The sequence below is a fragment of the Aquimarina sp. BL5 genome, from assembly GCF_003443675.1.
In the GTDB taxonomy this organism is placed as follows: Bacteria; Bacteroidota; Bacteroidia; order Flavobacteriales; family Flavobacteriaceae; genus Aquimarina.
On record NZ_CP031963.1, the window covers coordinates 3,035,409 to 3,051,157 of the forward strand.

The window sequence follows — 15,749 nt, forward strand, 5'->3', positions numbered from 1 at the left end:
TAATCTTATCGATTTCCCTTCAGCGCATTATAGTTTATCAAAACAACCTCAACCTTTTCGTCATTAAGAATCTCCTTTGTGATAAAAAAATCTATATTAATAAAAGGAACCAGTATCCAAATATATTTTCTGCGATTCGGGAAATGTTCTTTTATGATATGATAATCGCGATGATTCGTAGAAATTCCAATACTGGGTTGCTCGCTTAGAATCATTTCTATCTTTCGTATCACAACTTGTAACTTCTCTTCGTCTCTTTTTCTTAAATCATATGGCAAATAATAACTAGTTCTAAATCCTTCTTTGGTAAATATTGGTAATGCATCCGCATAACGTGTTTCGATTAAAATATTCTTCAAGGGATGATTTCTTTTCCTGAAAATCCGAAGTAATTTATCTAATATATTGCCGGCTGTATCCTTATTCAAGTTTTTGATATCTAACCACAACAATGGATGTTGCGTTTTATCCAAAGTGTTAAGGTACTCTTCGAATTTTAGACCTACCGACTCCGAAGTTAAATGATTTACATCAAAAAAATCTCCTTCTACATCATATATCAAGTCTAATTCCACTCCATCAAAATATTGTAATGCCGAATCAAGTTTTTCGGCACTATTGGCTCTATGAGCCCATATTTTATAATAATGGCCAAGAAATTCTAATTTATATGGACTTAGATGATACAAAAACGAAAGTATCAATGAAACAACTGTAATCGCAACCTTAAATTTAGTCTTTTTACTCATAATCATGATATGTGCAAATTACAGTTTAATTAGAAACTCTTACTCATCTAATTATGGTTTTTAAAAATCAAATCTTAATTGAATGATCTCCACTTCTTCTTTCTCTATTTTCTTTTGATCTTTCTTCGTTGTATTTAAGTTAGAAAGTGAAATTCCTAACAATCGCACTGAGTTCTTCATTTCTGATTGATATAAAAGCTCCTTTGCTGTTTCCAAAAGTATATCAGCATCACTTACAAAGTAAGGTAATGTCTTACTTCTAGTTTGAAGAGTGAAATCACTATACTTAATCTTTAGCGTCAATGTTCTTCCTGCTACTTTGCTTCTTTTTAAACGCTTTTGTAATTCCTCTGCAATATTTTCTAGTCGCTCCAACATATATATTTCAGAAGAAATATTCTCGCTAAAAGTTCTTTCTGCAGCAAGAGATTTTCGTTCTCGATTTGGTTTCACTTCGCTTAAATGAATACCTCTAACAATATTATAATAATGCCCTCCAGATTTGCCAAAATGTTGGATTAGGAACTCTTCCGATTTCGTTTTTAAGTCCTTTCCGGTATAAATACCTAATTGATACATTTTAGCTTGTGTCACTTTTCCTACCCCGTAGAATTTTTTAACATCCAGATCTTCTAAGAATTCGATTACTTCTTCTGGATTTACAGTTTTCTGACCATTAGGCTTGTTATAATCGCTAGCAACTTTAGCAATAAATTTATTAATAGATATTCCCGCCGAAGCAGTCAACCCAACTTCATCAAAAATTCGTTGTCTGATTTCCTGAGCGATCAAAGATGCACTAGGGTTTCCTTTTTTATTTTCGGTTACATCCAGATATGCCTCATCGAGTGATAAAGGTTCTACCAGATCTGTATAGTCAAAAAATATTTTACGGATTTGTTTGGAAATCTCTTGATAGCGATCAAATCTTGGTCTCACAAAGAGTAAATCAGGACATAACTTCCTAGCTGTAAACCCAGGCATTGCAGAACGAACACCAAATTTACGTGCTTCGTAGCTCGCAGCACTAACCACTCCACGCTTTCCTCCTCCACCTACCGCCAGAGGTTTTCCCTTAAGCTCTGGATTGTCCATTTGCTCCACAGACGCATAAAATGCGTCCATATCTACGTGTATGATTTTTCTCTGACTTTTCATTCTTTGTCTCTTACAAAAATAGTGGATATAAACTATTCAAAGGAACTCATAATAGATCAACTTTAAATCGTTGTAACCAAACTCATATAAGTAAATATTCAAGTATTAAATACTTCTAAAAAATGATATTCTTATATTTGTAAGGATTTTATCAGATAAAAATAATATCTTGCTTTATTGATCCCAATCAATTTGAACTTAATTATATTTAAAAAATGAAAAATTACACCCTACTCCTACTTTTTGCTTTTATATGTTGTAAATCAGAAAGTAAACCTTCTAACAACCTTAATGGATTAAGCGAAACTGACCCTGTAGAAACGGTCGATAGCGTAAATGAAGAAGAGAGCATAATAGTTCTTACCCAAAAAACATACGCAGCTACACAAAAAGATAAGAATGGTGATTTCACCCAGAAGTTATCTGTTTCCTGGTTATCAGAAGACACTATACAATACACACTTGTGTTTGAGAATCAATACTGTAAAAAAACTACGATAGGTGGAAAAGCTACGGCATTAAAACCCGGTAAAGAACCTTTTATGAATAGTTATAAGGGAGCTTCTTTCGAAGTCAAAAAATATCAAGAAAACAAACAAGGTTATAAAATTGTTTTACATATAGATTCGGCAAACAAAGATAAAGCTGCTGTTAATCTATCTCTTACTGAGGATGGTGAAAATGAAGGCTGCAAACCAAGCAGTATAGTAATGGTAGCTCAAAATTAGCATTAACATCATTTTTATTACTACAATAAAAAAATAAGTTACGAATTTCTTTTTAGGCTCTTAGTATGTACATTGTATAAAGGATATATGAGATAGGTATTAACCATCCCATAATACCTATGATTCTTCTTGTTTAATTTGTAAAATGGCAAAAACAGCAATCATATTAGGAGCAACAGGATTAACAGGAAGAATTCTTTTAGACTCTTTACTAGATGATAATCGCTATTCTAAAATTAAGTTATTCTCTAGAAAAACTATAGGGATCTCTCATCCCAAAATTGAAGAGCATCTGATTAACATGCTTCAATTAAAAACTGTAGCTTCGGATTTTATTGGAGATGAAGTATTTTGCTGTATTGGAACTACAAATGCTAAAACCCCAGATAAAGGATTGTATCGTACTATTGATTATGGTATTCCGGTAACAGCAGCCCAACTTTGTAAGCAAAATAATATTAAAACTTTTATTGTTATTTCTGCTTTAGGAGCGGACCCAAAAAGTCGAGTATTTTATAATCTTACTAAAGGAGAAATGGAAGAAACAGTTTTATCTCTAGAAATTCCTAAAACACATATTTTACAACCGTCATTAATTAGTGGTAAAAGAGATGAAAAAAGAACTGGAGAATATTTCTTTAAACAGTTAATGAAAGTAATAAATCCTCTATTGCTCGGATCTTTAAAAAAATATCGTTCGATTCATCCTGAAACAATCGTTTCGGCAATGATATGGTTAGCAAATAATGAATTCAATAGTAAAAGAATCGTTTCTGATGAAATCAAAGTAATTCATACGAAAAAAAGTATCTAATTGGTTCATATACCGTATCCGTATCTTTCTGAGCTCCTATAATTACTGAATATCCATAACAGCTTCTACATTTGTTTGAAAATTATGAATCATTAAAAAACAAACAATGAAGTTATTAAAAAATCTCATTCTAGTCTTCTTAACTTGTCTATTAACAACAAGTCTTGTTGCTCAATCTGATGTAAAATCCTTTGACTTTAAAAAAGGAGAAGTTCTAGATATTCTCTTACTAACCAATAAACCAGATATCGAAAAAGACTTTGAAAGATACAAAAAGACTGTCTTTCCAGTTGGATTAGAAAAAACATATAAACCATTACCTGGATTTAATATCAAAGAAACAACTCAGGGAAACATTCAACCTACTACTTTTATTTTAGGCAAATGGAATGACTTAAAAAATCGTGAACAATTTATTTCAGAAATTGAAGATATAGTTCCGGATTTCCATGTACAACGTAGAAAAATGTGGTCTATATTTAATTTAACCTACTATGAAATGCCAAGAGATGTTTCTTTCAAAATAGACAGGAGTAAATACATTGTAGCTACATCTTACTGGAAAAAAGATACTGAATCGTTCAAAAAATTCACAGAACTTTGGTCTCAAAAATCAGCAGCAAAAGGAGGAAAAAAAATTCTTCAATTAACTAACGGAAAATCACCACTAGGGTATTATCACAACCCCGATTTACTAGTTATTACTCAATGGGAAAGCAAACAAGAATTTGATGCTTTTTACAAAGAAAATCTTAAAATGGATCACAAAGGCGTGTTACATGTAAATCAGTTTGTATTAAACTAGTATATTAAACCCGGTTTATGTTTTTAGAATTTCTAAACACATAAACCGGGTAAACAAAAAACCAGATCATTACTAATATGCAATCATTCTTAAATCAATTAGTTTATTTCGGGTATTTCCAAAGTTTATTTTTACTGTTTATTTATGTTTTTTCTCCTAAAAAAAGAAAAAGTATCAATAGATATATTGCTTTTTTAGTACTTGTTTTAGCAATAGGATTAAGCGGTCGTATATTATACATCTCTGGCTTCTTTGGGGATAATTACCGATGGGTTATTTTTTCTGAATTCGCAACACTCTTATTTGGTGCTACGATCTACCTATTTACTCGATCCAGTTTATTGAACAGGCAGTTCTCATATAAAGAATTACTACATTACGTGCCTGCTTTGGCATATAATACATTTGTAACTGCCGCTTTTATCCTCCCATCTGACGAAATATTACAAGAAAGACTCGAAAGCGGAGAACAATTTAGATTTACCTTATTTTTTATCGCCATTGGATTACTATTTAATATCACATATTGGGTCTTAAGTTTTAGGATCTTTTTAAAATTTAGAAAAGACATCCAGAACGAATTAAGTTATACTGTAAAATCTCAGTTTTTCATGAATTTTCTGATAGCAGTAGGGATCTGTATGCTTTGCTGGTTTAGTATGTTTATCTACTGGCTCTTGGGATACCAGTTCTTAGATAAATCTGCTTGGCAAATAATATGGATTAGCATAGCTCTTATTATTCTGTTTATTACATTTTACAACATAAAAGAACCGCAATTATTCAGAGTTACTCAGCTAGTAAGTCCAAAAAAATATGCTCAGTCTAAATTATCAAACCAACAATTAAATAGTTTAAAATCTCGATTAGAGCATTTAATGGAAGAAAGAAAACCTTATTTAAACAGAAAACTTCTAAAATCCGAACTGGCAGAAATGTTAGGCGTCAGTAATCCCGAAATAGCACGTTTACTGAATGAGCGGATAGGAATGAATTTCTTTGAATATGTAAACTATTACAGAATAAAAGAATTTATCGCCTTGGCCAAAACAGATAAAGCTAAAAACATGACCTTCTTTGGACTTGCCCAAGAAGCAGGTTTCAACTCTAAAACTACCTTCAACAAGTCGTTTAAAGATTTAATGGGAACTACTCCAAAAGAGTACTTTTCTAATCTTTAACCACATCAAAATTTTAATAAATTATGTTCAAAATATTTTTTATCAGTATTATTACCATAGCTACAGTTAATTCGCAACTTACCGTTCCTGCACTAAGCCCATCTTCAAAAACAATACAAACTGTAGGATTAACCGAAATCGAAATTGAATATTCCAGACCGAGTAAAAGAGGAAGAACAATTTTCGGAGAAAACGGTATCATTCCTTATAACGAGTTATGGAGAACTGGTGCTAACGCTACAACCAAGATTACTTTTACTGATGATGTCACCATTATGGAAACACCTATAAAAAAAGGTTCTTATGCTATTCTTACTAAACCAGGAAAAAGCACTTGGGAAGTATATTTTTACACCTATACATCTGGCAACTGGAATACCTATGTAGACCAAACACCTATTGCCAGTTTTACTGCCAAGTTTATCGAATTAAATGAAGTTTTAGAAACCTTTATGATCTATATGGATCAAATCACTTTAGATAGTTCGCAGTTAGTTTTTGCTTGGGATCAGATCAAAATAGTTTTACCACTAAAATTTGACACACATAAAAAAACAATGACCAGTATCGAAAAAACCATTTCTGGACCAACTGATTTTCAATATTTCCAGGTAGCATTGTATTTACACGAAACACAAACAGATTTAGACAAAGCATTAGAATATATTAAAAAAGTCACCAAAAATAAAAATGCCTTATTTTTTCAGGTATATAGAGAGTCATTAATTCTAGCAGATCTAGACAGAAAAACTGAAGCAATAACAGCTGCCAAAAGATCTTTGGAATTATCTAAAAAAGTAAAAAACAAAGATTTTATCAGATTAAACGAGAAAAACATCAAAAAATGGTCTAGATAAAATCATTTTGTAGATTCAAGATATTAGATTTGAAAAATACAATATCTTGAATCTACATTTAAAAAAACATCAAGTATCATATATGATCGAAATAGAACGTAAATTCCTAGTCGCATCAGAGCTCTATAAACAAGAAGCTAAAAAAAGCACTCTTATTATACAAGGATTTCTGAATACTGATCCTGAGAGAACGGTTAGAGTTCGAATTAAAGGAAAACTGGCTTTTATTACTGTAAAAGGTATTGGTAATACGTCCGGTACTACACGCTTTGAATGGGAAAAAGAAATTCCTGTTACTGAAGCGGAAGCACTTATAAATATTTGCGAAAAAGGAGTCATCAAAAAAACGAGATATGAGCTCCCGTCTGGGAATCATATTATCGAAGTAGATGAATTTTTTGAAGAAAATAAAGGATTAACTATTGCTGAAATCGAATTAAGCACTGAAAATGAAACTTTCATAAAACCAAATTGGTTAGGAAAAGAAGTTACTGGAGATGCTAGGTATTACAATTCTCAATTGAGCAAGAACCCTTTTAAAAACTGGAGCTAAAATTCTAAATAAATAATTTTAGAACTTCACACAGATAAACTCACAATTAAATGTTATTTTTTGTTAGACCGCAAATCTTAACAAAAAATCAATTCTTCAAAAATTTGTTTCATATTTTTTTTAAAAACGAAAATTCCCCAAAAAAACTTCTTCAAAAACAAGAAATCAATAAAAAAAAGTCTTAGAAAATAACAGTACTTGAATTAACATATTCTTTGCATTTTTTACGTGTTAACCTAGGTGATATTTCCCGTCTAAAACGTCTTATTAACCTAAAAATATATTTCATGTTACACAAATCAATAATGCGCTACATTTTAGGGCTTATGCTATTTTGCCCAATTTTTACTGCAATCGCTCAGTTTCCAATCAATGGATTTTATTCGGAAAAAAAAACATTGACTGTTGCTCCGACTTATTCCTACAAAAGTTTTGATCAGTTTTATCGAGGTTCTGAGTTATCAGAAGGAAACCCTGCCGGATTAGGAGATATTTCTTCTTATATCTTCTCATTATACGCCTCTTATACTGTTAATGATTGGTTATCCACAGTAGTAACATTACCTTATATTTCTACCAAAAGTCAAGATGGTGTTCTTGATCCTGTACAACAAACAGATCAGGTAGATGGTATTCAAGATTTAGGAATTTTTGCAAAAGCAAAAATTTTCGAAAAGCCTTTAAATAGTAATTCTAAAGTTACGCTAGGTGGAGCTGCAGGGATTACATTTCCAGTAAGTGATTATGAAGGAGCAGGCGTACTTTCTTTAGGAAATGAAGCAACAACTATCAATGGTGCAATAATCCTAAACTATATCAGTCCGCTTAGCATTTTTACTGAAGTTCAAGTAGGATACAGTAATCGAGATAGTAAAGATTTTGATATCCCTAATGCTGTGTTATACGGATTTAAATTAGGGTATTATAATCCATTCTTCTACGTTCACGCTAATTTAGAAATACAGGACTCTATGTCTGGATTAGATATTGGAACGCCAGAATTTGCCGAAGCAGGAGGTCCTAATATACTTCCAGAAACCGAAGTAGATTTCACAAACCTTTCTTTTAATTTATATATTCCCATATATAAGAATAAACTGGGGGTTTCTACTGGTTATACAAGAACTTTAGATGGTCGTAATTTTAGCAAAGAATCTGCATTAAGTTTTGGCTTAGTGTATTCTTCATTATAACTATTCTATTCTTAGATTAAAAAAGTGGCCATAGAATTGGAGTTACTCTATGGCTACTTTTATGATATTATTCTTTGATTTCTATCTTTCTTCTTTGGAAGCTCCAAATTCCAATCTTCTGGCTAGAACTAGTTCGATTAACTGCTGAGTCATATTGTTGCGGAAACAAGAAACTCCTCTAATGCACAATATTTCGTAGCTTCGTTAATATGAATCTAATACCTAAACACATCCTTAGTGAGCTGTAAAAGGGTTACACACACTAATCCTGGTCAAAAACCCATTTCCAATGACATCTAAATCAACATTACTTCTGTTTTTATTTTGTAGTACCTTTTATATGTATTCTCAACAAATCCCTATTAACAAAGTAATTACAAATGAATCGTTATATGACTACTTAAGAGAAGATGTCAAAAAAGAATTAGACCCTACCAAGAAAATATCGCAAAAACGTCTTGCCGAGTATCTTCGCAATCAATTTTCTAAACGTTATTTCTATGATTGGAAAACATTTAATAATCGATTTGATGAGTATAATACTATATATCCGCAAAGAAAACAATACCACCAGATAAGAGCAAACGATCATATTTCTAAATTTTCTGATGCTACCCATTGGAAACTCCCTTTTAACTACCTTAACGGAAAACCTGTTAATGCCTATGCATTAAGACATTTAGCGCGGCAACACAAGATGGTTGATATTGGTTTTCAGTATCATTATTCAAACCAAGATACTACGTTACTTCGTTATTTTACGAACCAAATGCAATCGCTCAATCAGGCTCTTGAGCAAGAGAAATATGAAAAAATAGTTGATGGAAACGGTGTATATGAAGCCTTTCGTTCTGGATACAGAGTACTAAATTGGTTTCGCATTCATGCCATGTTTTTATCTCAAAAACATTATTCTGACGCTGATCAACTTAGAACCATAGCAACATTGTTACAACATGGTGCTCATTTATTTGAAAAAAATGCTGCTTTTAAATCGGGTAATCACCAAACCAGAGGATTATCTGCATTGGCCATTATTTCTATTCTTCTTCGTGATTTTGTAGATACTGATAAATGGTATACTCATTCCATGACCTTATTAAAAGAGCACTTAGACAAAGAAATTAATGAAGATGGTTTTCAGTTTGAGCGTTCTGTACACTACCATATGAGCGATATTAATAATTATTATTACATATATCAGCTAGCAAAAATTAGTGATATCAAAATTGATCAACTCTGGACTAATCGTCTAAAATCACTTTTTATAACGCTTTCCAAAATTGCCTATCCCGATACCTCTGCACCTGTTTTGCAGGATGATACAGACATCCCTTGGGCAGAAAAAAATGATATCTCTGCTACATTAACTTTAGGATATTTACTTTTTGAAGATCCTCTTATAGGGTATTTTGCCAAAAACACTGTAGATGCTACCACGTATTGGTTCTTAAACCAACAGCAACTAAACTTATTGAAAAATATACAAAAACAAGCTCCTAAATTCAGATCATCGACATTTCCTGAAACAGGATATTATATCATGAGAGAAGGTTGGGATCATCAAGATAATATGATGATAATTTCTTCTGGATTAGATGATAAAAAACCTGATCATCAGCATGGCGATATGTTGGGTATACAGGCAATGGCTAATGGTCACGTAATTTTACCCAATTATCAAGTACGTTATTCTCTTAAAGACCTCGAATTGTTTAAAAACTCTATGGTTAAAAATGTAGCATTGGTCGATGATGAATTACAAGGCAAAGAATATACATCTAACAAAGGAGGTAGTGGTTTCGGAAAATTTAAACTATTACCAAAACCTAAAACAATCGCATGGAAAAGTACAGATGATTTGGATGTATTTATGGGCAGTCATAATGGTTTTGAAAATATAGGTGTTCGATACAGCAGACAAATTGTATATATAAAAAATGATTTTTGGATTATTAAAGACAATTTTAATTCGAAAAAAGCCCATTCTTACAAACAAGTCTGGCAAGGGCATTACTCTAAAGAAAATACTCCTGACCTATTACGATCTTCTTTTGATGATGGTAGTGGTTGTGATATTTTTCAGCTTCGGGAAGTAGATACTGTTATTTCTTCTGGAGCTCGTGGAAAACAATGGTCTGTGGTTTCGAAAAACGACCATAACACTTTTAGTTTTATCACTCTAGTATATCCTTTTTCTCGATATTCTGATCGCATTGATGAAAGTTTAACTACTCCAAAAATTAAAGATTGGATTTTAAATACATCTCCTTGGAACGCTAAAGGTCCTAATGTAATTTCTTTATCCAACAAGGATTCCTCCTTATTTTTTGATGCAGAACAACTTTCTCTACAAAACATTGAAATTACATTTTCTGAAGTCATCGATGTTTTTGTCAAAAAAACCTCCAAAGAGTTAATTATACAATCTATTGATGATCAGGAAATACAAATCAATATATCTGGAGTAAAAAAACAACTGTTAAATGGAGAAATTACAAAAGGAAAAGTCACACTAAAACCAGGAGATATACTTAAATGTTCTTTATTATAATCTAGATCTTTTCATTAACACGTTTAAGAAATAAGCAGCATCTAATACTTCAAAAAAATCAATTGTTGATTTGCTTTTATTCTTTGATTTCTATCTTTCTTCTTAGTTCATTTCCTTTTTCATCAAGGACGGTAATAAGATGTTCTCCAGGCATTGGTCTAACAGCCATTTCGTGAAACTGTCTGGTGACTCCTACAAATTGATTATCTATATACCAAAACACTCTCACTTCTGGTTGTGTATGTGCTATTTTAAGAACTACTTCATTTGTTTTACCATCAAATCCTTTGGGTAAATAGACGCTACTATTCCCTTTGGGGAAAATAAAATCCATACTTCCTAACAATTCCTTTGTACAATCTGATCGATAGGAAGGCAACGATCGATAATCAGCATTTTTATTTTTAAAATAATATTCCTGTAAAGGAGGCAATACAAACCAAGGTTCATGAATCATAGTATCTACTGATTCGCAAGAAGAATTCACTCTATATTGTTTTGTGGGATCTAAATGCACTAATTGATGATATGGACAAGGTTTTGATTTAGTTCCAGCAGCAGCAATATACATTTCCTTACTCGGGCATTCTTTTCCTGCTAAAAATCCACTTTGTTTACAAACATTTACCTGCACCAAATCATCATATGGCGCAGGAAACCATTTAGAATTAGGCAATAAATTAATTACATCGAATAAAACAGGTGCCGCCGAGTTTAATCCCGTGAGTTCTGGTCTACCTTCTCCATCTGCATTACCAATCCAAACACCTACTACATAATCTTTACTAGCACCAATCGCCCACGCATCTCGATTACCAAAACTAGTTCCTGTTTTCCATGCAATTTCCCTTGACGAATCGTAAAACTCCCATGCTTCATCACCTTCAGGACGATTCACTTTTTTCATAGCTTCAAAAGTCAACCAAATACTTCCCGCACCAAATTTTGGTTTTTGTATTACTTTTTTACCAAAATCAACCTTTTTATCAGCAAGAATTACAGGTTCTGCAAATTCATTTGCAAAATATTCACTAGAGGTGTTTTCATAATGATTTAATGTACCTGCAAATCCGGCATAGGTCTTACATAAATCCCAAAGATTTCCTTCAGCACCACCAACAATTAGTGATAATCCATAATGATCGGCACTGTACGAAAGGTCATTGATTCTAAAAGCGTGTAATTCATCTCGAAATCGCTGTAATCCATATTGTTGTAACAATCTAACTGCGGGTATATTTAATGAACGCGCCAAAGCTCTATTTGCTGGAACAGCCCCGCTAAAGGTTTCATCATAGTTCATCGGAGCATATCCGGCTATAACGGTAGGTACATCGGATACCAGTTGTTCTGGTAATAATTCTCCCTTATCCATCATAGCGGCATACAATAAAGGTTTCAATGTGCTTCCTGTACTTCTACCAGCTTGAATAATATCTACATCTTTTTGATGCGACTTATCTGTCGGTGTATTACCTACATAACTTAAAACTTCTCTAGTTTCTATATCTAATACCAAAACCGCCATATTATATACTTCATTTTGGCGTAAAATGTTATAGTGCCTTTTTACTTGTTGATTTACCTGCTGTTGTAATGATACATCAATTGTAGTTTGTAATCGCTTTCCTTTATTTTTTCTAGCTAGTCGATTTAGTAAGTGAGGTGTAGTTTGCGGAAGACTATATGGTTTTTTTGGTAATGATTCACTTATAGATAAATCGTAGGTTATAGAGTCAATTGTTTTTTGTTCTAATAACGTTTTGAGTAATCGGTTTCTTTTTTCTAATAGCTTTAGTTGATTTTTTCCTGGATAAATTAGTGATGGAGCATTGGGTAAAACGGCTAGTGTTGCACTTTCTGACCATGATAATTGATGTGCTGGAAGGCCAAAGTATCTCCAAGAAGCCATGTCAACACCCACAACATTACCTCCAAAAGGCGCGTGAGAAGAATAAAGCTTTAAAATTTCCTCTTTAGAAGTTCCAAATTCCAGTCTTGTGGATAGAATTAATTCAATTAATTTTTCAAAATAAGTTCGATTTTGTCCTTTTCGTGCCAGCCGTATTACTTGCTGTGTTATGGTACTTCCTCCGCGCACCACTTTGCCTGCCCTTATATTTTCGCTTACAGCCTCTATCATAGAAGCCGGATTGAATCCAACATGTCTATAAAATTGTTGATCCTCGAATGCGAGTATACAATGTTTAAACTTTTCCGGAACACTATCTGTTTCCGGAAACCTCCACTGCCCATCTAAAGCAATTTTAGCCCCTAATAATTCACCTGTTCTAGTTTCGATTACGGTTGCCGTAGGGTCATCGAACAATGGTTTTGGTAAGGAGAAATAGTACCAAATCATTAATATTCCAATAATAACGAATCGCTTAGGGTGTTTCTTTATATAATTTTTAAGAGTATTCAACACTATTACTGTCAATTAATATATTTAGACAATGGTACTAAAATTTATGTAAATAAAAGATTCTTTATAGTCTATGAAAAAATTCCTTTCGTACATTTTTCTTTCTTAATTACATCAAAAGAATGCATAAATTCCCTAACTTAGACATTTTGCATTTATCAGGTATTATTCTTCACACGAATCCTTTTGATAATAACAATTACTGCAAGTGCCACAAATAAGCATCTGTACATTTTAGGGCTGTTATTCATTTAATAAAATTGTTTTTTGTGTTGAAAAAATATTACTTTCTATTCATTGTTTTTATTTCCTATTCTTCTTTATCACAGGAAAATGTTTCTTTTAAAAAAAATGATAGCATTGATTACTTATTAAAAACTGCAGAAGAGTTAAGCTACAAAAATGATATGTATAAGGCTTTAGAATACGCATTTAAAGCTGTTAGCTATGCACACGAAGTACAAGATAATTATTACATATCGAGTTCCTATATGATAATGGGAACAATTCAACACGAAATCATAGATTATAAAAATGCTAAAAAAAACCTACTAAAATCTTTAAAATATACAGAAAAAACAAAAGATAAAATACTCCTCCCCGCCATATTACATAGTCTTGCTAATATATATTATGATGACAATAAGGACTTCAAAAATGCTCTGGTTTATTACAAAAGAGCACTAGAACTGACTAATAAAGAACGTTATCCAGATAATTACCAGATTACTTTACATAATTTAATATGGACTTATATGGATCTAAATAAATTTGACGAAGCAAGGCCTTATCTTAAAAAAGCAGATAGTATTGAAAAAACAATTCCTGATAGCTTACAAGTAGACAGAAGTTCCTTGTTCCTTCTTAAGGCAAGAGACTATTCTAACAATAAAGAAATCGGTAAAGCTGAACAAGCTTTTAGCGAATCTTTGAAACAATTAGAAAAAGAAAGCTACTGGGTTAAAGGTAAAAGTTATTTTTATGACTACAGATCTCAAATGTATGAGAATATAGGAGACTATTTCAAAGCTGCACAGGATCTTAAAAAATTATTAAAAAATGAACATAAAGTTTTTGAAAACGCAAAAACCAAGAATGAGGAAATTGCAAAGTTCAGATTTAAGGTAGATGAATATGAAAGAAAGCTTGAGGCAGCCAAAAGGGAAAAAGCATTATTACTTGACATTGATAAGAACAACAAAATTATTATTTTTATATCCTCTGCAGCTCTATTACTATTGATCGGAGTATTATTTTTCTATTTTAGAGCCTACCGATCTAAGAAAAAAATTAGTGAAATTCTTGAAGTAAAAAATACAGAGCTCCATGAAGCTAAAGCGCAAGCCGAACAGCTAAGTAAAATTAAATCACAATTTATATCCACTATCAGTCATGAACTAAGAACTCCATTGTACGGTGTAGTCGGTATTTCTTCTATTTTATTAGAAAACAGCACTAAATCAGAAAAAGATAAAAAATTAATAGACTCACTAAAATTTTCTGCGGATTACTTGCTCGATTTAGTTAATAAGGTTTTGAAAATAAGCAAACTAGACTCAGAGAAAAAAGAGCTTACCAGGACTCCTACAGATCTATTTTCTTTATCTCAAAACATTCTACAATCTTTTGAGTACCAAGCTCAAAAAAAGGATAACGAATTAATTCTGGAGCACGACCATAGTATCCCTAAACTAGTAAATATTGATGCATTACGAATATCTGAAGTTTTGATTAATTTAATCGGAAACGCTATTAAGTTTACGGATAAAGGAAAAATCTGGCTCCGAATTAAACCTTTATCGATAGATACCAAAACTGTTAGAATTCGTTACGAGGTAGAGGATACCGGTATAGGAGTACCAGAAGATCAGAAAGAATACATATTCGAAGAATTTTCTCAAATCGGTAGTGTATATGACAATAAGCAAGGAACTGGTTTAGGATTATCTATAGTTAAAAATCTCGTACAGGTAATGGGTAGTCAGATCCATTTCGAAAGCAAAAAAGGTGTAGGATCCAAGTTTTGTTTTGATCTAGACTTGGAGATCGCAGATTGTCTAAATGATATAGTTAATGATTCAAAAAACCCTGAAAACACAGACAGTATCTACGCAAAAATCCTGGTTGCAGAAGATAACAAGGTGAATCAATTGGTTACTAAAAACCTATTAAAAAACATTGGCTGTAATTGTACAATGGTAGAAAACGGATTAGAAGCTGTACAAATTTTGAAAAACGAGACTTTTGATTTAGTACTGATGGATATTAATATGCCTGTGCTTGATGGTATGCAGGCAACATTAAAAATTCGGGAATTTGATACAACTACACCTATTATTGCATTGACTGCTTCAGAATTAAGTGAAGTTGGTGACGAATGCAAAAAAGCAGGTATGAATGACCTCATCAATAAACCACTAAATAAAAACGATCTTAGAGATGCTATCCATAAAAACTTAATCATTAATAGTACTGAAAACGAAATCTAAAAAAACAGTCTCACAGTATTTAACAACAACAAATGGTTAATAAAATGATGTGAGAAACATTTCCATTCTTGATACTTCTTTGTTTAAATATAATTTCATTATTTCATGTTGTTTTCCGTAAACTATAGTAAGTATTTATCATTTTCCTATACCTATTAAGTAAGTCAAGATTCATAAATCTACTCATAGAAATAATCTTTTGAACCACTTTAAAAGTTTTGTAATGACCTTACATTTAATTCT

12 protein-coding genes are annotated in these 15,749 nt (G+C 32.1%); 9 read left to right on the plus strand and 3 right to left on the minus strand.

What is annotated here, in order from left to right; genetic code table 11:
* Positions 1–5 precede the first annotated feature (5 nt).
* The gene (locus D1818_RS12965; protein WP_120752396.1) at positions 6–749 is read right to left on the minus strand and encodes a hypothetical protein; all 744 of its coding nucleotides are present in this window, start codon (positions 747–749) and stop codon (positions 6–8) included.
* 60 nt (positions 750–809) lie between these two features.
* Positions 810–1,907 carry a DNA polymerase IV gene (gene dinB, locus D1818_RS12970; RefSeq protein ID WP_118459430.1) on the minus strand — a complete coding sequence of 366 codons (1,098 nt, stop codon included), beginning with the start codon at positions 1,905–1,907 and terminating at the stop codon, positions 810–812.
* 215 nt (positions 1,908–2,122) lie between these two features.
* Between dinB and D1818_RS12975 the strand changes: the two genes are divergently transcribed.
* From D1818_RS12975 to D1818_RS13010, 8 genes are all read left to right on the plus strand, one after another.
* Positions 2,123–2,635, plus strand: coding sequence for a hypothetical protein (locus D1818_RS12975; RefSeq protein ID WP_118459431.1), 513 nt, complete (start codon positions 2,123–2,125; stop codon positions 2,633–2,635).
* A gap of 145 nt (positions 2,636–2,780) precedes the next feature.
* The gene (locus tag D1818_RS12980; protein WP_118459432.1) at positions 2,781–3,449 is read left to right on the plus strand and encodes an NAD(P)H-binding protein; all 669 of its coding nucleotides are present in this window, start codon (positions 2,781–2,783) and stop codon (positions 3,447–3,449) included.
* Positions 3,450–3,555: 106 nt separating this feature from the next.
* Positions 3,556–4,254 (plus strand): hypothetical protein, encoded by a 699-nt coding sequence (locus D1818_RS12985; RefSeq protein ID WP_118459433.1) that lies wholly within the window; start codon positions 3,556–3,558, stop codon positions 4,252–4,254.
* A gap of 77 nt (positions 4,255–4,331) precedes the next feature.
* On the plus strand, positions 4,332–5,435 hold the full coding sequence (locus D1818_RS12990; RefSeq protein ID WP_118459434.1) for a helix-turn-helix domain-containing protein: 1,104 nt from the start codon (positions 4,332–4,334) through the stop codon (positions 5,433–5,435).
* A 23-nt stretch (positions 5,436–5,458) separates the two neighbouring features.
* The gene (locus D1818_RS12995; protein ID WP_118459435.1) at positions 5,459–6,292 is read left to right on the plus strand and encodes a DUF2911 domain-containing protein; all 834 of its coding nucleotides are present in this window, start codon (positions 5,459–5,461) and stop codon (positions 6,290–6,292) included.
* 82 nt (positions 6,293–6,374) lie between these two features.
* Positions 6,375–6,845, plus strand: a complete 471-nt coding sequence (locus D1818_RS13000) for a CYTH domain-containing protein (RefSeq protein ID WP_118459436.1) — start codon at positions 6,375–6,377, stop codon at positions 6,843–6,845.
* 287 nt (positions 6,846–7,132) lie between these two features.
* Positions 7,133–8,038, plus strand: coding sequence for a hypothetical protein (locus D1818_RS13005; RefSeq protein WP_147406109.1), 906 nt, complete (start codon positions 7,133–7,135; stop codon positions 8,036–8,038).
* Positions 8,039–8,327: 289 nt separating this feature from the next.
* A complete protein-coding gene (locus D1818_RS13010) occupies positions 8,328–10,592 on the plus strand; it encodes a heparinase II/III family protein (RefSeq protein WP_118459438.1) in 2,265 nt (754 codons plus the stop codon).
* A gap of 76 nt (positions 10,593–10,668) precedes the next feature.
* Here D1818_RS13010 and pbpC read toward each other — a convergent pair whose 3' ends face one another.
* Positions 10,669–13,017, minus strand: coding sequence for a penicillin-binding protein 1C (gene pbpC, locus D1818_RS13015; RefSeq protein ID WP_370449369.1), 2,349 nt, complete (start codon positions 13,015–13,017; stop codon positions 10,669–10,671).
* Positions 13,018–13,289: 272 nt separating this feature from the next.
* On the opposite strand from pbpC, the gene D1818_RS13020 reads away from it, so the two are divergent.
* Positions 13,290–15,506, plus strand: coding sequence for a response regulator (locus D1818_RS13020; protein ID WP_120752398.1), 2,217 nt, complete (start codon positions 13,290–13,292; stop codon positions 15,504–15,506).
* The last annotated feature ends 243 nt before the right edge of the window (positions 15,507–15,749 follow it).

Excerpts from the sequence above, each read along its gene's own strand:
- D1818_RS12995 (WP_118459435.1), top strand. The coding sequence starts at position 5,459 with ATGTTCAAAATATTTTTTATCAGTATTATTACCATAGCTACAGTTAAT.
- D1818_RS13010 (WP_118459438.1), top strand. The coding sequence starts at position 8,328 with ATGACATCTAAATCAACATTACTTCTGTTTTTATTTTGTAGTACCTTT.
- D1818_RS12975 (WP_118459431.1), top strand. The coding sequence starts at position 2,123 with ATGAAAAATTACACCCTACTCCTACTTTTTGCTTTTATATGTTGTAAA.
- D1818_RS12965 (WP_120752396.1), bottom strand. The coding sequence starts at position 749 with ATGAGTAAAAAGACTAAATTTAAGGTTGCGATTACAGTTGTTTCATTG.
- D1818_RS12980 (WP_118459432.1), top strand. The coding sequence starts at position 2,781 with ATGGCAAAAACAGCAATCATATTAGGAGCAACAGGATTAACAGGAAGA.
- D1818_RS13005 (WP_147406109.1), top strand. The coding sequence starts at position 7,133 with ATGTTACACAAATCAATAATGCGCTACATTTTAGGGCTTATGCTATTT.
- D1818_RS13000 (WP_118459436.1), top strand. The coding sequence starts at position 6,375 with ATGATCGAAATAGAACGTAAATTCCTAGTCGCATCAGAGCTCTATAAA.
- D1818_RS12990 (WP_118459434.1), top strand. The coding sequence starts at position 4,332 with ATGCAATCATTCTTAAATCAATTAGTTTATTTCGGGTATTTCCAAAGT.
- D1818_RS12985 (WP_118459433.1), top strand. The coding sequence starts at position 3,556 with ATGAAGTTATTAAAAAATCTCATTCTAGTCTTCTTAACTTGTCTATTA.
- dinB (WP_118459430.1), bottom strand. The coding sequence starts at position 1,907 with ATGAAAAGTCAGAGAAAAATCATACACGTAGATATGGACGCATTTTAT.